The organism is Sessilibacter corallicola (genome assembly GCF_021290925.1).
In the GTDB taxonomy this organism is placed as follows: Bacteria; Pseudomonadota; Gammaproteobacteria; order Pseudomonadales; family Cellvibrionaceae; genus Sessilibacter; species Sessilibacter corallicola.
Genome location: NZ_JAJSLX010000001.1, coordinates 1,310,921 through 1,336,805 on the forward strand (window position 1 = coordinate 1,310,921; position 25,885 = coordinate 1,336,805).

A 25,885-nucleotide genomic window follows, 5' to 3' on the forward strand; every position below is an offset into this window, starting at 1 on the left:
AGTTACGAATCTGAAGGCGTTCTATCTGAATAAGACGTAAAACTGGGTGAGTCTCCCATTACTGGGTAAGCAACCGAGCAAAGATTTATGCGAGCCAATCGGTTCTAAATGAGAAATATCTAATATTGCGTACACAAAGCTATCAAAGGAACAAAAAACTTAGGGCCTGTTAACAAGAGCGCATTATGAATCAGTTTTTAGATCACACACAGCCGACAGACTCATCAGCAACGCTGGAAGACCTTTACAGTAGCGGAAAATTTTCAGCGTTTTTAAACGCCTTCAACGCCCAATACCCGCACACCAATCAGTGCGATGACCTAGGTTTAATCAATCTCGTGATTCGCGCCAAAAGCCTGCTGGGATTAACCCGAGAAGCCAAAGCACTCATGTGGCGATTTTGGCGAAAACACAACCAGCCACAAGAATTGATCGAATTGTATTTATCGGTACTCAAGAACCAAGGCAGTCATTGGCAGGGTTTGAAAGAGGCAAAACGCCTTTGCGAAAAAATAGAAAATCCCAAAACACTTTCTAGAATTTACAGCTACCAATGTGAAGTCTTATCGCTATTTCGTGATTTTAAAGGCGCTGAGGAAGCACTAAAAACCGCAAAAACACTCACTGACGACAACTGGAATGACGTAACACAGGCGTATCTCGCGCTGGACAATGATGCCCCTGATGAAGCCTTCAATATTGTTGAACGCGTTTTATCGTCAGATTCAACAAATTATGCTGCCATCCAGCTTAAAGCTCATTTGCACCATCTAAACGGCGACGTCGATTCGGCAGCAGCTATGTTGGCACCGAGTTTAGATCCCAACAACAAAGACGCTATCGAGTCTGTCTATTTAGCCGTTAAGCAGGCGTATTATTTGATTGAACTTGAACAATATCAAAACGCTCATCAAATGGTGGAACTGGCAAAATCTTGGCTGCCAAACCCTCCGGCTTATTGGACCCGTTGGATCAATCAAACTACGGCAGACATTCTCTGTGCCGAGCAAAAATACGATGACGCACTCGAATATTTAGAACCCACCGATCTGTACACAAAATCTGTTGCCGACCGTATTAAACGCGCAGAGACCCACTTAGACAATCGCGATCACCACCAAAAAAAATTATTGGACGTTCCTTTCGTGCGCCAAAATTTTTATACCTGTGCGCCTGCGAGCTTAACCTCGGTATCCCGTTACTGGGGCACAGAGGTGTCTCAAGAACAGGTAATAGAAGAAATTTGCTATCGCGGCACACATCAAGTCGACGAAAGGCACTGGGCGATAAAACAGGGCTGGATAGTTAAAGAATTTGAATTACAGTTTAATAGCGCCAAACAGTTATTGGACAACAATATTCCGATTTTACTGACCACCGTAGATGCGCAAATGGGGCATCTGCAAGTCTTGGTCGGATACGATCAATCCAAAGGAACCTATTTTGTTCGCGACCCGTCCTACCCGCGCTTACAAGAACTGTTAATCGAGGCCGCAGAGACCTACTACGCAGCCAGCGGCCCCCGCTGCATGATTATTTTACCGCGACACCAACAGGCCTTACTCAACGAAATAGAGCTACCGGCAGCCGCGCTTTACGATGCCCACTTTGAGTTGAAATCCTCACTTGAGAATGAAGACCGAACCAAAGCATTTCAGGCATTACGGCAACTTATCGATGTTGATCAAAACCACCGAATTACATTAATTGGTCAAAAAGATATTGCCTACTACGATCAAGATTATCGCAAAATTGATCAAACTCTCGATGAGCTGCGCAAACGCTATCCCGACGACACCAATTTAATTATCGAAAAAACCTACAATTTAAAAAATATTGGTACCAGCAAACAAGTACTAACCTACTTAGAACCCTTTGTTGAAGCACCGCACTGTCATCATCTCCTGAAAAACTTGTATGTTGAAGAGCTTCGACACGACGGTAGAAATTTATCGTTATCATTAAAACTCTCTAATAAACTGCTTAAGCACTACAGCTTGAACGACCGAGTTTTAATCACTCAGGCCAATCTTCTGTGGGATCAAAAAAATCATCAGGAATCTCGTGAGCTATACCGCTTGGCGTCTTGCTTGGAAGATAAAAACGAACAGTACGCGCACCAATATCATTTAGCCTCTCGATTTGTTAAACAAGAAAAAGTAGCTCTGGATTTTCTAGAAGATCGTTTCAAACGATTTTCCAAAAAATCCAGCGGTCCGGGACTGTCTTACTACAACGCCGCTAAGTATTCGATGGGTGAAGAGCAAGCGCTAAACATACTCGAACAAACAATAACGTTACATCCTAACGACGGTCATCTACACATCTATACGGCGCAAGAGTACTTACTTTCAGGCAAACTCGAAAGAAGTCGAGAACTGCTAACACTCGCAGAGCCCATCGCCAATAAAATCGAATTTCTACAAATACAAGGGTTTTACTACGAGACCAATAACGAATTCGAAAAAGCGCTTCAGTGTTTAGAAAAGGTTATTAGCTATCAACCGCTCAACCAATCGGCCACACAATCAGTTATTCGGATTCTTGAACAATTGGGAAGAGAGAAACAAGCCAAAGAATTAGTGGCAAATCTGTTGGCTAAATTTCCGAGCAATTACAATCTATTAACCAGGAAATACCGATTAATTCCGGAATCGGATGTCAGCGAAAGAATGACACAACTGGAACACATTATTGATCTACACCCTTCAGAGTATTGGCCTTACCTTGAATACTCTGTCTTGCTCGGCGAGCAAAATCGGCTTGACGATGCTCTGAATATCGCCAAAAAAATGACAAACGTGCGCCCTGATATTGCCAGTGGATTCACTCAATCAGGAAAAATGGAATTCCAACTCGGCAATACAGATTCTGCTAAACACTGGTTTGAGCAAGCAATAAAAATATCGTGCGACGAAACAGAAGCGTACGATCTTCTGTTGCAATGTGCCGATAGCCAAGCGCTCGAAAAACAATACATCAACTTTATTAAATCAGAATTAATCAATCAAACCAGTGAAGGCGAAGGTATTCTTGGTTATCAGCAATTTGCCAGCCCCTATGAAACAACCGAACAACTGGAAGAATTTTTAACTTATGCCTGTCGTGAACGACCCGATCTCTGGCAGAGCTGGATTGCTAAATCTAGAAATCAGAGAAAGCTCGGCATGCTCGATGAGGCCATCGACACGCTAACCCAAGCGCTTGAGCGACACGGCTTAAAACCGATCATGTACTTAGAACTCGGCAAAACCTACCGAGTACAAGGTAATTTAGCTCAAGCGGAGCAAGAAACTCGTCGCGCTCTAGAAATTAATCCTGATTGGTCGTCAAGTATTAATGAGCTGTCCGAAATCTTAAATCTGCAGGGTAAAACCGATGAAGCCATTCAAGCATTAGAGAAATATCTACGAATTAATCCGCAAGAGGTTATTTCACACTCCTATTTAGCCAGCCTTTACTGGTCACAGGAAAAGCACGAGTTAGCCATTGGTTCGCTTTCGAAAGCACTGGAGCTCTACCCCGAGTACCGCTGGGGCTGGAATGAAATAGCAAGTTGGAACACAGAACTGAATCAACACCAAAATACCGTTGAGTTAATTCAAGCAGCCCGAACCAAACATCCCCACTCCGTTCCTTTAGTTTTGGTCGAAGCTTCTGTGTACGGTACTTCGGAAGAAGCCACTAACGTTCTAAAGGAGTTTTCTAAAGATCATCCTAATGCATTAAATGTGTTTACCGAATACTGTTATTTACTGTGTGATTTAAACGAACCAGAAAAAGCGAAGCATACGTTAGAGCAATCCCACTGGAATAAAAGCTCTGTCACAGACATTTCAACGCTTCGAGCTTATATAGAAGTGGAGCTGGGTTACATTGACCGGGGAATCGATATTATCGACTCAGTCGTGACTGCCCAGCCGGGATTTTCATCAGGTTGGCGATACCTAACGGCTTGGTATGCAATTCATAAACGAGATGTGGCAGCGACCAAGCACAGTCTCAACCATTTTGTGAAACTAAACAGCTCAAACGCCAGTGAAATATATTTCGGCGCGCTCAAATTACAAGAAGTAGCCCCGCACGATCCGTTAATCAAAACACTGATTGAAAAGTGCTTACGGCTTGACCCAACAAACGAAAGCTACCTAGCCACCTATTTCAATCATTTACAGTCTTTACCCGCAAAAGAAAATAACCTAAGTAAAGAGCAATTGATTTCATTGTTTGATAATGCGCTTAAATTAACAGCACCCATCAAAAAGACAATAACCTATACCCTCTATTCACTGATCACGGAATGTTTCAAAGGCGACAATATTGAACGTATTATCGCTTTGTGGTCAGAATTATTAACCACTACTGGCGTTCAATACTATCAGTTGGAAAAGGCCTGGTTAGCCCTAGAAGAACATGGCGTAGCCCATAGCGCTACTGAGACTATAGAAAAACTTTGGCTAACAAACGGCAATATCAATGTCTACGCGGGCGAATTTCTCGCAAAAGGAAAAACAAAACAATTAACATTAAAACAGTTGGATCAATGGATGATTTCAACCGATTTTACTGATGCATTTTCCGACGGCGTTATTGAAGAATACATTCGTCACACCATTAGAATTAAATCCCCACTCAACAAAAAAGCCTTTAACAAGTTATCAGAAAAGATTGCTTCGAATACCATGAATTGGGGGCTTATAGGTTATTACTACGCAGATCAAAGTGACTGGAAACGAGCTGGCCAATGGTTTGAAGACTACAAGTCTAAGTCTGGCGTGCAAGCTTGGCAATTGTATTTTTACGGCATTACGAAACTGCAATTGGGTAATTGGCGACACGGTATAGAAATTATGACGGATGCCTTTGCACTTCCCAGCGATTCGTATCGCGATGAAATTGTAACTTGGATGACGCTGAACGGTTTATTGGAAAATCAAGAAGTGGATTTGGAGGAATTCAATCGTATTAACGTTAAAGACTTATCGTCCTACAGCAACTACGCTCATCACTTAGCGCAAGCGTTAATATTAGTTGAAAGCTCCAGCTTAGAGGCCGAACACAACAACGTGAGTACTATCCTAAGACATTGCCAACGTTTGTATCAACCGATTGTGGGTCAGCTAAGCGTTACTATGGCAAAAGCAAAATCTCAACAAGCCTTAAAACGAAAAATTGAATCAAAACACCTCAAAAAATTGTATTGGCAATGGAAGCTGTCGAATTATTTCTGATCAATCTTTTTATAATTCCATAACAAACCGGAGCAGAGTCGAAATAATCCATCGACTCTGCTCGTTCGTCATTATTTAGCCATTGTAATCTGCGCGCCATCCAATTTTAGATCAGACAGTTTAGCAAGAAACGCTTCAATATTTTTCATGCCCGAGCCTTCATTGGCTAATCGTAACCGTTTGGTTGCAACAAGCGCTTCACCCACTTTTGTTACGTGTGGTGCTTCAATAACTTCATCAAACACGACAGCGTTCGTTGCAGTATCTGTGAGTGTGTATTTGATGTGCGTAGTCACTTTCATATTCAAACCCACTAAAGGCTGCGCTACTTTCACCATGTTTACAGCCAGTTGGTATTTACCGTTATCTGACAACAACCCTTGAGCTTTTAAACTTTCTTTTAAAGCACCTTCGAAAGCGATATCGCTGATCTCCGATGTCCAAGCAGGATTGGTTTTTTCACCGCCGAGAACGCCTGTAACCTCAACATTTTCCTTCAACGCTTCTGGGTAGGATTTACCCTCACCGTGATAAACCATGTTTTCCATTTTTGCGCCAGTTGCACAACCGGTGATGTACACCGCTAAAAGAGCGATAAATCCAAACTTTATTAATTTCATTTTTCGTCCTAGTGATTTTATAAATAGATTACGACATTCGTAACAATGCACCGCACCTGAATTTTACACGCACAGTCAAATTGAGTACAAACAGAATTGAATAAGAATAAATTTAGAGTGCGCACACCCTGAGCTATTTAACTAGCAGTATTAATCGACGATCTCATATCCGCAATCAATATAGTGCACACCTCCAGTTACCGCTTTAGCGGCGTCGCTTACCAAGAATGCCGCGAACGAGCCGATATCCTCTAACATCAGTGGTTTGTGTAATGGTGACTTTTCGACAAAATCCGTTAGTAAGCTGTCGAAATGCTCCAATCCGGAAGCCGCCCGAGTATGAATAGGACCGGGAGAAATAGCATTCACTCGAATATTGGTTCGGCCTAGTTCTGCAGAGAGATAACGCACTGTCGCCTCCAACGCTGCTTTTACAGGCCCCATTAAATTGTAATGCGAAACCACTTTTTCTGAGCCGTAATAGCTCACCGTTAATAAACTGCCGCCTGATTTCATCAATGGTTCAGCGCGCTTTGCCAAACGAATAAAAGAGTGACAGGAAATATCCATTGCCGTTAGAAACCCCTGTGAACTGCAATCGACAACACGACCGTGTAAATCTTCGGCCGGGGCAAAGGCAATCGCGTGCAATAAGAAATCTAATTTCCCCCAGCGGGCTTCAATTTCTGCAAAAAGTGCGTCAAGCTGTTCTTCACTGGCAACATTAAGTGGCGAAATAATTTCTGCGTTAACTTGCTCTGCCAGAGGTCGTACGTATTTTTCGGCTTTTTCGTTGAGATAAGTCGCAGCAAGTGTAGCGCCCTCAGAATGAAATGCCTGGGAACATCCCCACGCAATAGATTCGTTATTGGCAATCCCTACAATTAATCCTTTTTTTCCATTCAAATTAATAATTGCCATCATCTCAACCTCATTATTTATTGGCTTAAAAAAGCGTAGGTGTGTGTTGCCAGCATTTTCTCTTCGTTGGTGGGAATCCGATAAATACCAACAAGACTGTTTGCAGTGTGAATCGTACTGAAATGGTTCTGGTTAGCGTTTACATCCAGTTGTATTCCTAACCATGCGAGATGAGAGAGAATTTTTTCTCGAATAAAAGCGCTGTTCTCGCCAATACCACCGGTAAACACAATACCATCAAGACCACCCAATGCGGGAATCAATCCGGCGAGTTTTTGCGCCGCGCGAAAGGCAAAAAGCTCCAGGGCAATGCTAGCGTTTTTATCATTACTGGCTTCAAGTTCGCGGACATCTGAACTGATTCCCGATACACCCAGCAAGCCCGATTGTTTATACAAAATTGATTCAATTTGCTGATCATTGAGTCCCAAGTGTTGCATTAAATACAGAACCACACCCGCGTCTAACTCGCCACATCGAGTTCCCATCATCAAACCATCTAACGCGGTAAAACCCATCGTCGTGGTAACACTGTTTAAATCGGACATTGCGCACATACTAGCGCCATTACCCAAATGCGCGACAATAAGACGGGGACGATGCTGAACGCCGATAAATTCATGCGCCACAGACGCAATGTATTCATAGGAAAGACCGTGAAAGCCATAACGCAAAATACCGTTTTTTGCGTATTCATTGGGTAAGGCGAATTGTTGATACAACGAATTTTGGGTTTTGTGAAAAGCGGTATCAAAACAAGCCACTTGCTTTATTTCGGGATAATGGCGTGCAATGAACCCAATGGCAGCCAATTCTGACGGGAGATGCAATGGCGCAAGCGGAATTAATTGTTTTATTTGCTCTTCAATGTTGTCGTTCAATAACGTCGGCTCATAAAACTGCGTACCACCATGAACTAGACGATGACCTATAATTCGAACGCTTCTGTTGCCGTAATTTTCATAGATATGATCCATCAACTGGATAAGTGCGGCATCTAAATTTAAGTCTTTATCGGGTTTGAATTCAATTTTCCCCTGTTCAATCGATATTAAATCCGGCAAGTGCCAAAGAGAATATTTAAGATTCGAGGAACCTGCATTTAACGTTAATAATACGTCAGACATAACGATAAAAACTCAACGGTTTGATCGCGCACAAAGTAAACCCAGCGCGCAAGATGCAATACGCGTAGCTCCTCGGCCCGCAGCTCGGCTGGTTAGAATGATGGGCACTTTCGCTCCCAACACAATTCCGGCACCTTCAATCCCGAATAAATAGCCAAACTGTTTATACAACATATTTCCCGATTCTAAATCAGGAGCCACAATTATATCGGCCTGTCCCGCTACCTGAGAGACAATTCCTTTCGCTTGTGCAGCTTCGATAGAGATCGCATTATCAAGCCCAAGCGGTCCGTCTAACAGCCCACCATTTATTTGTCCTCGCTCAGCCATCTTACACAATGCGGTGGCATCTAGGGTTGACGGTATCGCTTCATTGACGGTTTCCACAGCGGAGACGATCGCCACTTTTGGTGTACCGCGATTAAGTGCCTGAAAAAGATCAATGGCGTTTTGAACAATATCCCTTTTGGTGGATAAATTGGGACGAATATTGATTGCAGCATCGGTGAGGAAAAGGGGTTTTGGATAGGTCGGTACATCCAATGCAAACACATGACTCATGCGCCGCCCTGTTTGCAAACCAGAGACTTTATTGACAACAGCCGACATTAATTCGTCGGTGTGCAACTTACCTTTCATCAAGGCTTCGACTTCACCCTTATTCGCCAATTCTACCGATACTGACGCTGCTTCATGGCTGTGCTGGGTATTGATAATTGAGTAATTACCGAGATCAAAACCCTGCTCCTGGGCAACGGCGCGAATCTTATGCTCTGGCCCGATCAGTATCGGCGAAATAATTCCCTCGGCAGCGGCTTCTAATGCACCGCCTAACGACGCAGCATCAACAGGGTGTACAACGGCTGTGGTTACGGGTGTTAAGTCCCGACATTGCGCCATCAATTCATGATAAAACTGGCCTTCCTCATTTTTAAATTCAATTTCTGGCAGACTGACTTTTTGACGTTTTACTTTTTTGGTCGGTGCAATAACGCGTGCTTCACCACACACAACTTGCTTGCCTTCTTGGTTACAACAGACACAATCGAGTAATAATTCATTTTTACCGTCATTAGCTTTCGACTTGACCGTCACTGTTGCTGTAATTCTGTCGCCGACTTTTACCGGTCGAACAAATTTTAAAGACTGATCTAAATAAATCGTTCCCGGTCCGGGTAGCTGAGTGCCCAAAACGGTTGAGATAAGCGAGCCACTCCACATTCCATGACCAATGATTTCATGGAACATATCACTCTTTGCGTATTCTTCATCGAGGTGTGCGGGATTAACGTCACCAGACATAATTGCGAACAATTGAATATCTTTGATGGTGAGAAAATGTTTTACACTGGCGCTATCACCAATCTCAATTTCATCAAATAATTTATTTTCGATAAATTCCGTCATACAACACCATTAAATGCTAGGGAATCTCTGATTAATACCAAAGATAATAAGAGGGAATTATTGTTGGAACACATAGGTTCCTGGTGCATCACCCAACACCGGATAACCCTTACTCGCATTTCCAACTTCGATTGGATCTATATTTTCTTTTTCTATCTCGGTTAACCAGGCAACGTATTGGGGCCACCAGGATCCCTGCTGAACAGGGGTTTGATCAAACCAAGAATTCGGATCGATATAAGAATCTTCCGCCGTTCGTGTAGATTGTCTAAAGCGGCGTCGAGGATGGCCAGGCTCAGAAACAATACCGGCGTTATGGCCGCCACTGGTTAAGACAAAGGTCACATCGGTATCGCTTAAAATATGAATTTTATAAACAGACTGCCAAGGAGCAACGTGATCTTTTTCAGTACCTACGGCAAAAATAGGGGCGCGAATATCGGTAATTGAAATCGGTTTTTCGTCAACCAAATAATGACCTTGCGACAATTGATTTTCTAAAAATAACTTGCGCAAATATTCACTGTGCATTTTATAAGGCATGCGCGTCGAGTCAGAATTCCAGGCCATTAAATCATTTACGCCCGAGCGTTCGCCCAACATGTATTCCCGAATCATGCGCGACCAAATTAAATCGTTGGAGCGCAACATTTGGAATGCGCCAGCCATTTGTTCGTTATCGAGAACGCCTTGATGCCACATCATATCTTCTAAGAAGGTAATTTGGCTTTGATCCACAAATAACATCAATTCACCGGCTTCGGCAAAATCGGTCTGTGCAGCCAACAAGCAAACGCTTTTAATTCGACGCTTATGCTGATTTGACGAATCTGTTAGCGTATCACTGCCAGAATTGCTTTGTTTATCCTGCCGCGCTTGTGTGGCAGCAGCAATACTGAGCAGAGTGCCTCCCAGACAATACCCTGCCGTATGGATCTCAGATTCACCGGTAATCGCCTCGATAGCATCCAGCGCGGCTTCAATGCCCAGCACGCGATAATCGTCCATCGATAAATCTCGATCTTCACTGGTCGGATTTTTCCAAGAAATGGTAAATACCGTAAATCCTTGTTGAACGAGATAATTAAAAAAGGAATTACTTTCGGATAAATCCAAAATGTAATATTTCATAATCCACGCTGGAACGACCAGCAATGGAACTTTATTCGTTTGCGGCGTTGATGGGGAGTACTGGATCAGCTCGATAAGTTTGTTTCTGAAAACAACTTTGCCGGGTGTAACAGCAATGTTTTTTCCCACTTGATAATCTTCGCAACCTGCCGGTCTTTTTCCGGTAACTGCTCGCTGCCAATCGTCCCACCAGTTCATCCAACCTCGCAACAGATTGGTACCACCCTCTGTAATCGTTGCTTGAATGACTTCTGGGTTGGTAAAAAAATTATTGCTCGGCGAAAAAGTATCTAATAATTGCCGCGTACCGAATTCCACCATTTTTTCATGATGCTTGGATACGCCTCTTACCCCCGTAGTCGCTTCGCTCCACCATTGCTCTTTCAGTAAAAAGCTTTGATGAATAAGATTAAACGGCCACGTTTGCCAACCGCCGTGAGCAAATCGGCGATCGTTGCCCACCGGTCCGGCACAAGTTTCACCTTGGGACCAGAGCGCGCTGCGCAATCCGTAGTTAAAAAGCTGTATATTTTTTTGTGTCCAATGTTCCAACAACTGCCACTGCTTACCTGGCGCTATGGCCAAGTGAGCAAACCAATCGGCGTAAGCTTCCATCACTGAGCCGGGAGAAACACCCAAGGTAAATCTTGCCATCATTGCGTGAACGGCTCGATCCAGATTTTCGCCCATCATTTCCGAGGGCGCATCCAGTGAAAGCGAGACATCTTCCAACAGACTTTGCATGGGCCGCAGCCCATCAATCATAGGAAAATAATCTGTTGATAGATCGGTTAAAAATTCCAATCCATTGGGGAAAACAGTTGATTGGGGCAATACGAAAGATTCGTTCATAGTAATCACTCACAATGAATGGAATAAAACGCAATTTTGGCAACGACTTTAATGAGGCGTGCGTAATTTATCTATGTGTTTTCAATCTCAATTTCTACTTAAATAGGCTTTTGAAAGACGCAAAAAATATAACAGCCAAGCAACCGATACTACGTACCCAGTAATAATTTGAACATCGAATACGTTTGAATAGAAACGACTAATTCTTTGCGGATATAGGACTCACGATAGATAAACTTAAAGGCACGCGAAAAATCCTTTTTGAATCTCTCCCTATTCCTAACGTGCCTTCACTAACAACGTGTCTAATTTGACATTGATTGGAAATTCTTCGTTTGAGCCAACTCAAACTTTTCTTGTTGTTTTCATAAAATTCATTCGACGATTAGAACGTCTTTAAGAAAACCCAACGGGCAAGTAAATTATTCCGTTGTTTTTCAAGTTGGCTTTCTATTTACGCCTCATTCTTTTTTAGCGCTATAGTCGTTAACACAGGGCCGAGCAATTCAAAGACAATGGAACTTGCAATAACAATTTGAATGATTAACTGTTGATATTGAGGCAGGTAGTGAGATGCAACCAGCGCCATACCGATGGCAGCGCCCGCTTGAGGCAACAGTGACAGGCCAATCCAGCGCTTTGTCGTTTTGTTATTACCGGCAATTGACGCCCCAGCGTAACCCCCCAAAAATTTCCCAACAATTCTGAGAATTACATACATCGCTGTTGGTACGAGTAACGTTATTAACGAATCAAATTCCAACAGGGTGCCCGCCAAAATAAAAAACAGCAGTAAAAACGGCCATTCAATATTTTCGATGGCGGTAAACGGCCGCTCGTGGTGGCGAGCCAAATTAGCAATGACACAGCCAGTGGTGATCGCCGCCAGCAGAAAAGACACTTCCAACCACAATGCCAAGCCACCACAGATAAACACCACCGCTAGAGCTTCCAATAAAATGGGCTCTCCCGGTTTTAGTCTGCCGGTCACAGCAGAAGCGGGTAAGCCAATAACAATACCCAGAAGAATCCCGCCACCTAATTCACGAGTGATAGTACCTAAAGATTCCCAATCAGAACCCACAGCAATAACAGCCAAACCTGCCGAAAAAAGTAACAGGCTCCAAACATCATCCAATGCCACTGCACCCAGTAATATTTTTGAAAATGGCGACTGAGCTTTGGTTTCCACAACGGCATCAAAGGCTATTTCCGCGGCAGTGGCAGCAGCGATGCATCCGAGTACTAAAGCCACCTGCCAAGGAACACCCACGACATACATGCCAACACCAACCATCAATGCGGCACACAGTGATTCACCGAGGGATATAGAAAACAAAGAAGTGCCAAGTTGCGAAAACGTACTTGCGGTCAGCTTGCCGCCCAACAGAAATCCAACCATAACCAACGCGATGCTGGTTAACCAATCAAATTGGTCTTCAACTACATGGGGGATAACATCAAATACTTGTGGACCGATGAGAACACCGATAGAAACCAGCAGAGTCACTCGTGGAATCTTGGTATTGCGAGCAATCGCATCGGCGATAAGACCTAAACAGAAAAAACTACCGATGGTAATTAATATAATTTCTTCTCCGGTCATACACACACCTTAATAGAAAGCATTAAAACCTTTAAATCACACAGGTTCGTGCAGACTATCATGTAATCAGGAGGAGACTTTAAAGACGATCAAATTGTAGAAATTAATTCGTAAAAGATGAAAATTTAAGAGATAAAACGTTGAGAATTAACATTAAGGGTATAAAAAGGTAAATACGATTGATCGCATTTATCCCACAGCCATCTGTGATGACCGTGGGTACTCAATGAGTTTTAGAGTTTAGATTGAAGCAATTAATGCACTTCGGCTTGTTCTGCCAAAGACAGAAGACCTGGAACCGCAAATGAAATCACTCGATCGAGCAGATCATTTTCATCGATCACACCTTCCAGGTTTTCCAAGTAGTGTTCGACTTTTTCAATCTGCGTGTGAACAGCCTGCTCAATGTTTAATAAAAAGTACACTTGCCAACTGATTTCTTCACGACCGGCGTTCGGAAGAATCTCGATCAATGCGTCAATAAAGGGTTTTAATTGAGCATTGTGTTCTTTTAATGCCAGAAGTAAATCGGAAGAAAAGCCCAAATTAGCAGCTCGCGCTAATAAAGAACCGGATGAGACATTATCTTGGTTTTCAGTGGGTAACGAAATTGACGGCTTTAAAAGCGCCTTGAGAATGGCAGCAACCTTGTCTTGCCTTGGCAGATCTTGCTCCAAAGCTTGGCTCAACAGTCGCTGACGCTCGGTACAAATCTCTTCACTTGCACGTTTAACAAGTGCAATCAACAACTGATCTTTGGTACCAAAATAGTAATTTACCGCCGCCAAGTGGGTTTTGGCTTCACGGGTGAGCTCGCGAAGATTGACTCGATCGAACCCTTTTTGAGCAAAAAGTCGTTGTGCGGTGTTTAAGATCCGCTCTCTAGTCTCGTTGTCTTCCAACGCTAATTTCGGTCGACCTCTGGTCGGCTTTGGAATGACTCCTCCGTCTTCTTGATACATTGTTGAATAATCCCCTGTATAAGTATGAAATCTAAATTCTTTTACTAGGGCCTGTTCACGCTCTTTTGTTCTTCTCACCGCTTACAGAGCGGAATCTCGCGCTCAACCTTTGTTCCGGTAATAAGCCGCCGCGAACAACGTTGTCTATTGCCACACGCACTGCCAGAGTCATTCCTACTCGAAGTGTTATCTTTCACTCAGGCAAGCCAAGCGACCGTTTGTCTAACGGATATAAGATGGATTAAAAAATTATCTTCAGTGGAATCCTTCAATATGGTGTGAACAAGCCCGTATCTCTAATGTTCTTTTTATAATCAGGAAGTCTTGTTGGAGGGCTACAACATTTGATCAGCTTGCGTTCTTTATTGATTGCTTTGGTGAATTGGCACTGTTGTCTCTGCACTAATCAACATGCCACCAATAGCATTTCTCCTGCACATAAAGCCACATTTACTTACGTTGCACTTACAAATGCAAACTCAACTTCATTCCTGGTGTTTACAGTATTATTTGGTGTTAAACCTAATGAATTAGTAAAAATTTTATCATCCCCCTGAAATTAAAAAATCAACATATGTGATGATTTCACATACGGACATAGGAGGGTTTTTGATGGAATCGCGAGGAGTGGGATGGGCAGCACTGGTTGTTGAATGATCGATAACTTGCACAGAAAATGGTGGCGGTTAAAAATCAATCAGAGCGTCAACACCTAGATTTTAAGGTTTGGCGCCTGTTTCACCGAATAAAAATACTATTTTGAACGCCAACTGAACGGATACTGAGTGCGCCAGTGTAAAACTTCTTGATCATTTAACCGAAAAACGTTTTTTTTATTAAGACAAAATGGCATCTAATTAAACATCCAGTCACATTATTGAATTAATAAATACACAGACATGTTAAATAAAAGCGACCTACTTCACATTATCGAGACAAAAGTAAACTTAGGTTTTAACATTCAATAATAAATAAAAGATAATATATGCAAAGGGAATTTCAGTGAAAAAGGTATAAGGCGAGATAGCTAGTGACCAATAAGCCGAAGGTACGGCGTTTGATCACTCTACAAACCTTAATGATAGGATATGTCTCATCTCCTCTTCTAGATTTGGCTACCACGCCACCTTCCACTGGTGACCTTCACCAAAAATGATAACTACACACTGGGTTTACGAGACCGAGTGAAGAGATTTGAATCGATTATTCGATTAACATCTCAACAATTACCTTGCAAACACAAAAAAGATTAAATTTTATTCAGCAAGGTGAGAAAAAGAAAATTAGGGCTTAGGGTGGCCCACCTAAAGAAATATCAAGAATTTTTGGCCAGATAACTGAATTGTTGGTTAATTTTGGCTCTTATAACTAGATTTTGACCAATTACTGTAATTTTTGACAGCTGAGAAAATAGGAAAAGCCTCTTGTTATAAAGCGAAATATCTACTTGAATACAACCAAGAATTAAAAGTTATAAGAATCTAGAATTTTAATGTATAATCAAATTCAAGATGACTTAAAAACCTACACTTCACATGGTTGAGCTCAAGAGATAGGACTCTAACGGAATAGATAGCTCGAAACGGAAATCGAACAAAAGGAATTCAAAATGAAAGTAATCGCTACAGTTCTAATTTCGCATTTCTTCGAAGAAAGAACTGAAACTGGCTAGCTCAATATCTAGATTTAAACACAAGTAAAATTCTCAAGCTCAACAGGCTTATTGTTAACCCTGTTAATAGATAAGGCTTGCCCAAAAAATCGATTATTAATTTTCGTTTTACGCAAGCAAATTCACGCTAAACCAGATGTAAAAAAATTATCGAATTGTTCTTGACTAAACATTTTGAATGAACGATAAAATTATTAAGCGCGAATTTAAGACCAAACGGATGTGTAAATCCAAAAAAGCTAGAGCAGATAGAAATTAAAAATCAAAAGTTTAAAAAAATTAACATAATTTAAGTGTAAAAAACCAAAACGGATAGGATAAATCGCCAATTTAAAACACAATCAAATTGCAGCGGTTTATTACAGGGGCATTAAAAACAGCAACAAAAAATAAAGTTTTAAAAACGTGACAAAACACTCTTTTAAACTGTTGCTTAGCCCCATACATTAAACACTGAATTAACATACAGTAGTTATAAAAGATTAGATTTGGCAACATTAATTAGGCACTACTAAATTACATAAATAAGCCAAATCCGACAGACAAACTGTCATAGACAAACAAAGAGTACCTGCAATCAATTTCATAACAAGGATTGATCTGCTACTAAAAGACTAGAAATTTTTCGTAAAGAAATTTGAATTTCGATGTCAGAATGAAAACCAAATTTTATTTCGAAATTGATAGATACAAAAAACATTACGGAAAAAATGTTTACTGATATCAGTTTCGAATAAAACACTGCAAGGAAGCAGAAACAACAAAAGGGCATACGCCACTAGTCCAACATCTACCTACTGAAAACATTGTTGGCCTCTTAGCGTGAAACTTGCTGAAAACCAAAATAGATTACACAAAAAGTGTAACGAAAAATTAAAAATACATTTTATTAAAACTGCGGATTCATTAATCGTTTACAAGGAAGCTAAATTATGAACACTGAAAAAGTAAAAAGAAGTTCTCGTGGTCGTCCAATCTCTTTCGACAAGGGTCAACTTGTACAATCAGTTATGCACAAGTTTTGGGAACAGGGTTATAACAACGTCTCTTTAAACGAGATTGCACGTGACAACGGTCTAACTCGTGCAAGCTTGTATCACAGCTTTGATTCAAAAGAAGCACTATTCCTACAAGCATTGAACCTATACATTAAAAACTCACCAGACGCTTTACTAGATAACTTGGATGAAGACGTACACGTTGGTGACACTTTCTTCTCCTTAATGGATCGAATCAGTGAAGCACGCGCTGCCGACGAACGTCATCGTGGTTGTATGGTGTTTAACTGCATCAACGAATTAATCACTTCTGATAGCGCGCTTGCTAAGCAACTGACTGATGTATTAGAAAAGCGTCGTCAACGTGTAAACTCCTTATTCGCTATCGCGGTTAAGAATAACGAATTGCCACAACACACTGATGTTGTTCTTTACAGTAATATGTTCCTAACCTTCCTTTGCGGTTTGAGCACGTTCTCTAAGACGGCTTCTGGCGAGCAAGAATTGAAACAATTGTGCGAAGGCTTCCTAAACAGCTTAGGTTTCTACCGCCGCTCTGCTACTCAGTAATAATCAGTAGTTAATAAGTCCTCGCCTTTGTTTACTAAAAAAATTAGTTAAGCAAAGGCGGACTTAAAGTTCTCTCTTCCCCTCTTTTTTATTTATCAATCCCTCGTTGTTTCTCTTCTCTTAACTGAGCGCCCGTTTTTCTTTCGTTAGAAAATAATTTACTCGTTACCTAAAAACTAAAATTAATGAACATTCAAAAAATAAAGATTCACGGTTAACAAAAACCCAATTACTTTATTAAAGATCGAACGTTCAAGAAAAGATTGTTAGGAAGCGATAGAAATAGCCGAAGCTAAGAAGGAAAGGATAAGAACTGGATTCAAGGCTTTCCACTCATAACTAGCAACTGAATGAAAAGCCTGTGTACAAGGTAGAAGATGCAAAATACTAGAAAACTAAAGGATCCTAGGGCCTGTTCACACCGATTTGGATTTTTCCGGCAAAGGCAACGCCGGTAAAGACGGGCTCAAAATAAGCGCTGATTGGCGATAGGAGTCACGGCTGAGTTCATTTTCGCCCAAGCTTTCTAACAACCTGCCAAGCTCAGCGTAAGCGCTGTGGCTAGGCTTTAATTGAATGCTCTTTTCAAAATATTCACGAGCCTGGCCCCACAGTCGATTGCGCAAGCTGATTCTGCCCAACGCCAAATACAACGCCGGATCATCATCGTGTGTTTTGATCCATGCTTCGGCAGCAGACAGCTGTTTCTGTGGATTCTCAGCGTTGAGGGTGCCATAAAGATTGAGCAGTTCGGTATCCCAACGCTCAGAAAGAATCTTTTTAATGGATTGTTCGGCCTGAGTAACCGCATTCAACTGACTCAGCAAGCGAATGTAGCTATCAAGCAGTTGCGGATCGTGACGGAACTTAGACGGCAGTTCTAACCATTTAACTTGCAGTTGCTCAGCAACCTTAGTTTTATCACTCACTTGCGATTGCTCAGCAATGTCTCTTAATTCGTACAGTGCAATTTGCCGCTGAAAATAATCTTTTCTTTCATGAGTTAATCGCTTTTTGAGTTTAGGTAATGTGCTGCGCACCTTGGCCCAATCACCTGTCTCTGCGTATAAATGGCATAAACGTTCCAGCAACAGTCCGTTATTTCCATACTCCTCAAGGTGCTGTTCCACACAGACAATACTTTCACGTAATTTACTCTGTTGCTCGAGTAGTTGCGAACGCGCCAATGTCAGGGCAACCGTGTTAGAAGAGTATTTCTCTGCTTCGCTCAGAATTTCTTGCGCGTTATTTTCATCACCCAAAAAATGCGCCGATTGCGCGGCAACCAGTAAATTTACTTCGGGCATGGGCGAGCGTCCGGCAGAGCCCAACAGTAATTTTTTTGCCGTGGCGTAGTTACCAATTAAAAATTCAGTGATACCTTGCGCCGTTTGTTTTGCCCGTGCCGACTGGCTTTTCACCCCCAATAATCGCAGTGAAATTCTGAACAACACTCGTATAAATTTAATTAGAAGATACAGCAGCAATACGGAAAAAATAACCAAAAAAACCGAAAACCAAAACTCGGTTTGCACAGTGGTATTGCCAATAGAAATCAGAACAAAACCGGGGTTAGCGGTGATCAGTTTCTCAAGAAAAAATCCGCCGACTAAAACCGCTAAAATTAACAGCAATAATTGAATTAATTTTGTTTTCATTATTGCTCATCCTCTTCGAGTTCTGGCTCGGCAGATGAGGCTTCTTGACTGCCTAATTTGTGCAGTTTTTCAATGTACGCTTGTAATTGTTGCTGAGAATTATTGACCGCTGGCAATGTTCGTATAATTTCTAGTTGCGACAAATAATCCAATTCAGAAATTAGTGCGCCAGCAGAGTTGGATTGTGGAAAATAGGTTTCTACCAATATTTTCGCGTTATTCAAAGCCGCGGTATAAATGCCCTTTTCTTCTCTTAACATGGCCAACTGCGCCTGTTCGATAGAAAAGCGTAAGTTCTGACGCAAATATTCAGACGCCGAAGGCGGCAGCAATGGCGCTACAGGTTCGTCGTGATGTTGAATTTGGAAATACTGACCAAACGATTTCGCAGCGTCGCTAACCCCCTCTGAGACACGATTCCATAAATTATCGGATGCAGGTTCTTCTGTCGTATCATTTTCAACTGACAAAGACGTTGTTTCACTGCGCAACGCTTCGGGCAATTGATGAGTCGGCAATACCGATACTGTCTCGGCAAGACCTTGGAGTCGCAAATAAATGCCTTCGCGATCCACTTCTGCGGCCAATCGAATCGCGGCAAGATCGCGGGCTAAAGCCTGACGAACGGGGAATAAATCTGGCAAGGAAAGATCTCGCAAGATGGCATCGGCAGCTTCCATTAACCCTAGAGCCGATTGCACATTTTGGTCGATTAAAATGCGCTGACTGGCCAATCGAACTAAGTAGTGTGCTTCGGCGAGCAACCAATCTTCTCGGCTGGTATTAGACAGCGATAACAAGCGCTCGTTGTGCGTGTTCAGTCGTTGAGTCACTTCTTCAACACTCAATGTGAGTGCTTCAGCAGTCGATTGGCTTTGCGACGCTTGGGTTTTTAACTGTTGGTTTAGCGTCGCGACAGATTGCTCCAATCGCTTAACTTCACCATCGCGCTGTTGTATTTCCGAACGTAGAGAAACGACTTGTTCCGCTTGCTGCTGCCACTGCGGGTAAAACCAGTAACCGACAAATCCAGCCGCGGCTATCAATCCGATCACCAATAGAAACAATAAGCTGAGGAAAACTCCGGTAAATCGGCTTTTCTTAGCGGGTTTATGACTCGCTGCGGATTTTTGTTTTGGCTCAGACTTTGGCTCAACCTGACTTGAATCGGTACTTTTGGAGCTGGCTTTGCTGTTTTTATCTGAAACAGTGCTTGTATCTGGAACAGGTTCTGCGACTAAGGTTTCGGGATCAGCTTTTTTCGATTCATCGTGCTGATTTGAAGTCGAAGTCTCTGTGGGCGAAGAATCTGTCGACGAAGTTTTATTAGGTAACTGGGGGGATGAATCGGAAGGCGTGTTTTCCGGTGATTCGTTTTGATCTTTTGGAGCGTCTGTCATGCCGTAATGTCCTAGGCGCGAGCCTAATTAAAATTGTGTCCTTGCCTATAACGATGGCACCGAATTACAAGCTATCGCAAGCTTGTGTCATGGTTGTGATCATCGCTTCCTCAGAGGCGTTTTTAGCTTCGAAAATGGTCGTGAACCCGAGGGATTTTGCCATCGCCGCAACCCGCGCTCCGGGTACGACAACAGCAGTATTGAATACGTGTGTTTTTTGGCTTTCTAAAATACTGCGCTGGAGGTTTTGCAAACTCTCGCCGCTGTATACCAGTATGATATCTTGCGAGTCATTGCCGAATTGGCTGACTGCCAGCGCGCTGGCGCAGTCGCTGGGATAAACGCGTTCGTACAGCTCACAATAGTCAACGCAAGCGCCGCGAGAAATCAGTTCATCGGCAAGCTTGGTGCGCCCGCCTAAGCCTCGAAATATCACCACTTTGAGCCCATCAACCGCGTTGAGTTGAGGCAACATCAGCAGAGATTCGCTGTCCATGGCTTCACCGAGACCCGACTCTGCGTTCACACCGTGCAAGGTCAAGGTACGCGCAGTTGCGCTGCCAACGGCGAAAAACTCGGTATTCAAGGGCAGTTGCGGCCAAAAATCATCGATTACATCAAAGGCAAACTGAACCGCATTTTGGCTCACAAAAATTGCGATGTGATACAGATCGAGATCCATGACCTGGCCGCGAATTTTCTGCCGTTGCTGAGCACCCGCTACGGGGACAATCTCCATCAACGGCTGCGACCAAATCGATTCGTATCCCAGCGCAACCAAGCGCTCATGGGTTTTTGCTGCCTGAGCTTTCGGGCGTGTTAACCAAATTGTCAAAACGTCGCCCTATTTAATCGAGTGGCCGTAAACTTCTTGCAAGATGTCACCAGCACCTGCGCTCAAAAGGCGTTCTGCCAACTGAATACCGAGTTCAGATGCCTGAGCTTTAGGGCCTCGAACCTCATCAGACAAGATAACTGTGCCATCCGGACGACCGACTAACCCTCGCAACCAAACCTCTTCGCCTTCTAGTTCAGCGTAGCAACCAATAGGAACCTGACAACCGCCCTCTAACCGGCGATTCATCGCTCGCTCTGCGGTAACGCGAATTGCAGCTGCATCGTCGTGCAGCGGCTTTAGCAGTGCCAGCACTTGCTCGTCGTCGGTTCGGCATTCGATACCCACCGCACCTTGTCCACCAGCTGGCAAACTGAGTTCGGGCTCTAGGAATTGTTTAATTCGCTCGGCCATTTCCAGGCGAATTAAACCTGCAGCAGCAAGAATAATGGCATCATATTCACCTGCATCAAGCTTTGCCAAACGGGTATTTACATTTCCGCGTAAGAATCGAATTTCAAGATCGGGGCGAATGGAAGACAGCTGGCACTGACGGCGCAGACTGGAAGTACCGACAATGGCACCTTGAGGGAGGGCATCAAAACTATCGTAGGTATTGGAAACTAATGCATCACGGGGGTCTTCTCTTGGACAAATAACCGCCAAACCGAGCCCTTCTGGGAATTCCATGGGCACATCTTTCATGGAATGAACGGCAATATCGGTCTCGCCGGCAAGCATGGAGGTTTCCAGTTCTTTTACAAACAGCCCTTTACCACCCACTTTCGCCAACGGAACATCAAGGATTTTATCGCCTCGACTGGTCATAGGACACAGCTCAACGCTCAAATCGGGATGGATACGCTCAAGCTCAGCTTTCACATACTCCGCCTGCCACAGCGCCAATGCACTTTCTCGGGTGGCAATACGGAGTGTTTTATTCTCGGGGGTTGATTCGTCAGTTGAGGGCAATTGCGACATAATCTTTTCTCATCTAGCTCGGGCATGTGCCAAAGCGCAAATGATACCAGTCTCAAATGACCCCGTGAAATTGCCTATAGGCGCTGCATCAATTCCTTTACACTTGTTAAGTGACGACGGCTGACCACAGGCTTGATTTCACAATCTTGTAAGCACAGCTGATAACCCTTCTCCGGGCCTTTTTCTAACGCGACAATGTACTTTTTGGCCACCAACGCATTGCGGTGAACTCGAATAAAGCTATCGCTAAAATTCGCCTCAAGATCTTTTAAGGTTTGATCGATTAAGGTTTGTCCGCCAGTGTGAATTACCGTGACGTATTTTTGATCGGCGCTGAAAAAACGGATGGTTTCGATTTCAATCAACTCCACACCGCGATGGGTCTTGGCGGTTATATGGGCACGTCCAGGTTCTGGTGGTTGATGATTGTCTGTGGTTTTTTGTAAGCGATTTAGCTTTTTCGCATTTTCAATCGCTTCTTGCAGCTGTTGCGATCGAATCGGCTTGAGTAAATAGCCCACCGCCTTTACATCAAATGCCTCCAACGCATACTGGTCGTAGGCGGAACAAAAGATAATAGCCGGGGGGTCTTCAATGGTCGAAATTTTTTGCGCCACTTCCATGCCGCTCGGGCCGGGCATACGAATGTCCAATAACACTAAATCGGGGTCTACGCGGTGAATTTGCTCAAGTGCTTCATCACCGGTAGAAGCTTGGCCAACGATTTGGCAATCTGGAATGTCTGCCAATAACTTTACCAATCTTGCCCGCGCTAAGGGTTCATCATCAACGATCAATATATCCATAAAATATTCATTACTGCCTGTTTTAGACTAACGCTTTTGCTCTGATTCCAATAAATCAGGCTCCAGAAAATCGCGTTGAAGTTTCGTTTTGTTGTAGCTTAGGTTGACGTGATATTCCCCGTCGTTAACATTTGTCTCAAATGTGGCTGAAGAGCCGCAATAAGCCGACAAACGCGCACGAATGTTGTCCTGAGCGAGCCCATTGCCGCGCCGCAAAGGCTCAATGGGCCGCCCCAGAGCGTCCTTCGGAATCGGATTGGTAATAGAAATATAGATAACGGATTCAACCTCCGACACCGAAATGGAAATTTCGCCGCCATTTTCACGGGGTTCAATACCGTGGTAAATCGCATTTTCCAGCAGTGGTTGCAAAATCATACTTGGGATAAGTACATCGCTCAGATCACCCGACTTTTTCCAATGCACGACCAGCCTGCCCCCTAAACGGAGCTTTTCAATCGAAAAATACTGATTCACCAACTCAAGCTCAGTATTCAATGGCACCAACGCCGGTTTGGCCAAACTCGATCGAAACAAATCGCACAAATCTAGGGTAACGCGCTCGGCGCGCTCGGGATCAATCGTGATCAAGCTGACAATGGAATTCATGCTGTTGAATAAAAAGTGCGGGCGAATACGGGCTTGCAGGGCTGAAATTTGCGCTTTGGCGCTGGCTTGCTGCTGATGGTATAGCTGCTGCTGTAGGTACATGTAGCGCAAGACAACACCACTAATAATCGCGGTAATAAAGCCAGTTCTGGCGAGAATATCGTAATCAATGGTGTTGTAGATAAGCCATTGACCGATGGCGGTAAAGACCAGTGCGATAACCACCACAAACGAGTAACACAGAGCCCCAGCCACTGCGACCGGAATTCGGCCCAACCAAAAACGCAGCTGGCACAGCACCGCCGCCGAGCCAAGCGTAATCCACTGCAACAACATCGATAATTGCCCGAGCATGGGCCAATTAAAATTACTGAGTGACGAATCCACCAAAACCAACGCAATAGCAATCAGCAAGGCTCCGACAACCAGCACCAATACTGACTGCAAAGAACATAAATCTGGCAAAAACGCGGCACTTTCATTTCTGTTATTGGGAACGGTTGCTGAATTGTCGGCGCTCGCTGGCCCACTGCCGGTATTTTTCAATTAGGCGTCCTGTCGATTCATTTGAACTATCAATTCTTTATAAATAAAAAAAGTCTAAGACATTCGCTGCAAATATCGGTAATTTAAAGGCTCTCGCAGCTAACCATGGCTTTCTTTATACTATGCCCCAATACTATGCCCGAGCAGTCAATTAATTTAACCGGATAATTGATGCAGTTGGCCGATATTTTTCGAACAATGCTCGCCAATGACTTTTAGCAGAAATCTCCATTTAAAATGTTAATGAATTATTCATGGTTCTCAAACAGTTGGCAGATTTCCGATTTAAGCAACCGCCATTGAGGATCAGTTTCCGCTGTTTGCGACCGCTTTTTATGATGAAGCACTAAAGCCATGAGGTTTTACGCAAAAGTGAGAGAATGAAATGGCTGGAGAGAAACAGCAAACAGTAATATTTGCTCTTCATTTTAAGAACTAAATTTCTTTCAAGCCCGAGCATTTTTATCAGCTTGATAGAAAATTGGCGTTTTATACTCACATTTTACAACGCTAATTCCAGTTTTACGTTAATTTCAGTTTCGATTTTGCAAGGTTTTAACATGTCTTCAGACTCTTCTACGAATCAACAATGGGGCGGCCGTTTTGCCGAGCCAACCGACGCTTTTGTTCAACGCTTCACGGCATCCGTGGACTTTGATCAACGCATGTTCCGCCAAGATATTGCCGGCTCAAAAGCGCACGCAAAAATGCTGGCAAAAGTCGGCGTGCTCACCGAAGAAGAGTGCGATCAAATTCACCAAGGTTTAACCCAAATTGAAGGCGAAATTGAGCGCGGAGAATTCGCTTGGAGCGTTGAGCTTGAAGACGTGCACATGAACATTGAAGCGCGCTTGACTCAACTGATTGGCATTACCGGTAAAAAATTACACACCGGCCGCTCTCGCAACGACCAAGTTGCGACGGATATTCGATTGTATTTGCGCGATGAAATCGACAACATCGAGCAAGAATTACAACGCTTACAAACGGGTTTACTGGACCTCGCTGAGCGTGAAGCTGAAACCATTATGCCCGGATTTACCCACCTACAAACCGCGCAACCGGTTACCTTCGGTCACCACTTATTAGCGTGGTTCGAAATGCTCACCCGCGACGCCGACCGTCTGCGCGACTGCCGCAAACGCCTCAATCAGTCGCCACTGGGCGCCGCTGCCCTCGCAGGCACCAGCTACCCAATTGATCGCGCTTATTCAGCTGAATTATTGGGTTTTTCTAAACCTACCGAGAACTCGTTGGATTCCGTCTCTGATCGCGACTTCGCCATTGAATTCTGTGCGTTTTCAAGCTTGTTACTGACTCACCTTTCCCGTGCATCGGAAGAGTTGGTACTTTGGACCTCAGCGCAGTTTGATTTTATCGAATTGCCAGATCGTTTCTGTACCGGCTCATCGATCATGCCGCAGAAGAAAAACCCAGATGTACCCGAGCTTGTGCGCGGAAAAACCGGCCGTATCAACGGTCACTTAATTGCCTTGTTAACTCTAATGAAATCGCAGCCATTGGCGTACAACAAAGACAATCAAGAAGACAAAGAACCACTGTTTGACGCCATCGACACCGTCAAAGATTGCCTGCGCGCATTCGCCGATATGATTCCTGCGATTCGCTCGAAAAAAGACTCTATGTACGAAGCCGCAAAACGAGGCTATGCCACCGCCACCGATTTAGCCGATTACCTGGTATGTAAAGGCTTGCCGTTTCGCGATGCCCACGAAGTTGTCGGTCGCTCGGTTGCTTTTGCACTGGAGAAAAATGTCGATTTATCGGAACTAACGCTCGAACAACTCCAGCAGTTCTCCGATATTATTAGTGAAGACGTATTCGATGTTCTCACCCTAGAAGGATCTGTAGCCGCGCGTAATCACTTCGGCGGAACCGCTCCTGAGCAGGTCAAACTTGCGGTTAAACGCGCACGCGAGGCCCTCGCATAAA

General features: G+C 43.6%; 16 protein-coding genes. 3 read left to right on the forward strand and 13 right to left on the reverse strand.

Features of this window, described 5'->3' with window-relative positions; translation table 11 throughout:
* Nucleotides 1–185 precede the first annotated feature (185 nt).
* The gene (locus LU361_RS05505; protein ID WP_233087811.1) at nt 186–5,231 is read left to right on the forward strand and encodes a tetratricopeptide repeat protein; all 5,046 of its coding nucleotides are present in this window, start codon (nt 186–188) and stop codon (nt 5,229–5,231) included.
* 71 nt (nt 5,232–5,302) lie between these two features.
* Here the strand turns inward: LU361_RS05505 and LU361_RS05510 are convergent, their stop codons facing one another.
* The 7 genes from LU361_RS05510 to LU361_RS05540 all read right to left on the reverse strand — a co-directional run bounded on the left by LU361_RS05510 (nt 5,303) and on the right by LU361_RS05540 (nt 13,857).
* Nucleotides 5,303–5,851: a hypothetical protein gene (locus LU361_RS05510; RefSeq protein WP_233087812.1), complete on the reverse strand. Its 549-nt coding sequence runs from the start codon at nt 5,849–5,851 to the stop codon at nt 5,303–5,305.
* A gap of 150 nt (nt 5,852–6,001) precedes the next feature.
* Nucleotides 6,002–6,772, reverse strand: coding sequence for an enoyl-ACP reductase FabI (fabI, locus tag LU361_RS05515; RefSeq protein WP_233087813.1), 771 nt, complete (start codon nt 6,770–6,772; stop codon nt 6,002–6,004).
* Nucleotides 6,773–6,789: 17 nt separating this feature from the next.
* A complete protein-coding gene (locus tag LU361_RS05520) occupies nt 6,790–7,899 on the reverse strand; it encodes an acetate/propionate family kinase (RefSeq protein WP_233087814.1) in 1,110 nt (369 codons plus the stop codon).
* Between the two features lie 12 nt (nt 7,900–7,911).
* Entirely contained in the window at nt 7,912–9,306 is a 1,395-nt protein-coding gene (locus LU361_RS05525) for a bifunctional enoyl-CoA hydratase/phosphate acetyltransferase (protein WP_233087815.1), read from the reverse strand.
* Nucleotides 9,307–9,363: 57 nt separating this feature from the next.
* Nucleotides 9,364–11,289 (reverse strand): PHA/PHB synthase family protein, encoded by a 1,926-nt coding sequence (locus LU361_RS05530; protein ID WP_233087816.1) that lies wholly within the window; start codon nt 11,287–11,289, stop codon nt 9,364–9,366.
* Between the two features lie 454 nt (nt 11,290–11,743).
* Nucleotides 11,744–12,895, reverse strand: coding sequence for a cation:proton antiporter (locus LU361_RS05535; RefSeq protein ID WP_233087817.1), 1,152 nt, complete (start codon nt 12,893–12,895; stop codon nt 11,744–11,746).
* 254 nt (nt 12,896–13,149) lie between these two features.
* Nucleotides 13,150–13,857 carry a TetR/AcrR family transcriptional regulator gene (locus LU361_RS05540; protein ID WP_233087818.1) on the reverse strand — a complete coding sequence of 236 codons (708 nt, stop codon included), beginning with the start codon at nt 13,855–13,857 and terminating at the stop codon, nt 13,150–13,152.
* Between the two features lie 2,604 nt (nt 13,858–16,461).
* On the opposite strand from LU361_RS05540, the gene LU361_RS05545 reads away from it, so the two are divergent.
* Nucleotides 16,462–17,097: a TetR/AcrR family transcriptional regulator gene (locus LU361_RS05545; protein ID WP_233087819.1), complete on the forward strand. Its 636-nt coding sequence runs from the start codon at nt 16,462–16,464 to the stop codon at nt 17,095–17,097.
* Nucleotides 17,098–17,513: 416 nt separating this feature from the next.
* On the opposite strand, the gene LU361_RS05550 is transcribed toward LU361_RS05545, so the two are convergent.
* The 6 genes from LU361_RS05550 to LU361_RS05575 all read right to left on the reverse strand — a co-directional run bounded on the left by LU361_RS05550 (nt 17,514) and on the right by LU361_RS05575 (nt 23,932).
* Complete coding sequence (locus LU361_RS05550; RefSeq protein WP_233087820.1) at nt 17,514–18,755, reverse strand: heme biosynthesis HemY N-terminal domain-containing protein; 1,242 nt, start codon at nt 18,753–18,755, stop codon at nt 17,514–17,516.
* Nucleotides 18,755–20,155, reverse strand: coding sequence for a uroporphyrinogen-III C-methyltransferase (locus LU361_RS05555; protein ID WP_233087821.1), 1,401 nt, complete (start codon nt 20,153–20,155; stop codon nt 18,755–18,757). The genes LU361_RS05550 and LU361_RS05555 overlap by 1 nt, the downstream gene beginning before the upstream one ends.
* Before the next feature lie 64 nt (nt 20,156–20,219).
* Nucleotides 20,220–20,990, reverse strand: coding sequence for a uroporphyrinogen-III synthase (locus LU361_RS05560; RefSeq protein ID WP_233087822.1), 771 nt, complete (start codon nt 20,988–20,990; stop codon nt 20,220–20,222).
* 9 nt (nt 20,991–20,999) lie between these two features.
* Nucleotides 21,000–21,971: a hydroxymethylbilane synthase gene (gene hemC, locus LU361_RS05565; protein ID WP_233087823.1), complete on the reverse strand. Its 972-nt coding sequence runs from the start codon at nt 21,969–21,971 to the stop codon at nt 21,000–21,002.
* A gap of 74 nt (nt 21,972–22,045) precedes the next feature.
* Nucleotides 22,046–22,777, reverse strand: coding sequence for a LytR/AlgR family response regulator transcription factor (locus LU361_RS05570; RefSeq protein WP_233087824.1), 732 nt, complete (start codon nt 22,775–22,777; stop codon nt 22,046–22,048).
* Nucleotides 22,778–22,804: 27 nt separating this feature from the next.
* Entirely contained in the window at nt 22,805–23,932 is a 1,128-nt protein-coding gene (locus LU361_RS05575) for a sensor histidine kinase (RefSeq protein WP_233087825.1), read from the reverse strand.
* Nucleotides 23,933–24,492: 560 nt separating this feature from the next.
* On the opposite strand from LU361_RS05575, the gene argH reads away from it, so the two are divergent.
* Complete coding sequence (gene argH / locus LU361_RS05580) at nt 24,493–25,884, forward strand: argininosuccinate lyase (protein ID WP_233087826.1); 1,392 nt, start codon at nt 24,493–24,495, stop codon at nt 25,882–25,884.
* Nucleotide 25,885 lies beyond the last annotated feature (1 nt).

Coding starts and splice junctions, on each gene's coding strand:
- LU361_RS05505 (WP_233087811.1), top strand. CDS start 186: ATGAATCAGTTTTTAGATCACACACAGCCGACAGACTCATCAGCAACG.
- LU361_RS05510 (WP_233087812.1), bottom strand. CDS start 5,851: ATGAAATTAATAAAGTTTGGATTTATCGCTCTTTTAGCGGTGTACATC.
- fabI (WP_233087813.1), bottom strand. CDS start 6,772: ATGGCAATTATTAATTTGAATGGAAAAAAAGGATTAATTGTAGGGATT.
- LU361_RS05520 (WP_233087814.1), bottom strand. CDS start 7,899: ATGTCTGACGTATTATTAACGTTAAATGCAGGTTCCTCGAATCTTAAA.
- LU361_RS05525 (WP_233087815.1), bottom strand. CDS start 9,306: ATGACGGAATTTATCGAAAATAAATTATTTGATGAAATTGAGATTGGT.
- LU361_RS05530 (WP_233087816.1), bottom strand. CDS start 11,289: ATGAACGAATCTTTCGTATTGCCCCAATCAACTGTTTTCCCCAATGGA.
- LU361_RS05535 (WP_233087817.1), bottom strand. CDS start 12,895: ATGACCGGAGAAGAAATTATATTAATTACCATCGGTAGTTTTTTCTGT.
- LU361_RS05540 (WP_233087818.1), bottom strand. CDS start 13,857: ATGTATCAAGAAGACGGAGGAGTCATTCCAAAGCCGACCAGAGGTCGA.
- LU361_RS05545 (WP_233087819.1), top strand. CDS start 16,462: ATGAACACTGAAAAAGTAAAAAGAAGTTCTCGTGGTCGTCCAATCTCT.
- LU361_RS05550 (WP_233087820.1), bottom strand. CDS start 18,755: ATGAAAACAAAATTAATTCAATTATTGCTGTTAATTTTAGCGGTTTTA.
- LU361_RS05555 (WP_233087821.1), bottom strand. CDS start 20,155: ATGACAGACGCTCCAAAAGATCAAAACGAATCACCGGAAAACACGCCT.
- hemC (WP_233087823.1), bottom strand. CDS start 21,971: ATGTCGCAATTGCCCTCAACTGACGAATCAACCCCCGAGAATAAAACA.
- LU361_RS05570 (WP_233087824.1), bottom strand. CDS start 22,777: ATGGATATATTGATCGTTGATGATGAACCCTTAGCGCGGGCAAGATTG.
- argH (WP_233087826.1), top strand. CDS start 24,493: ATGTCTTCAGACTCTTCTACGAATCAACAATGGGGCGGCCGTTTTGCC.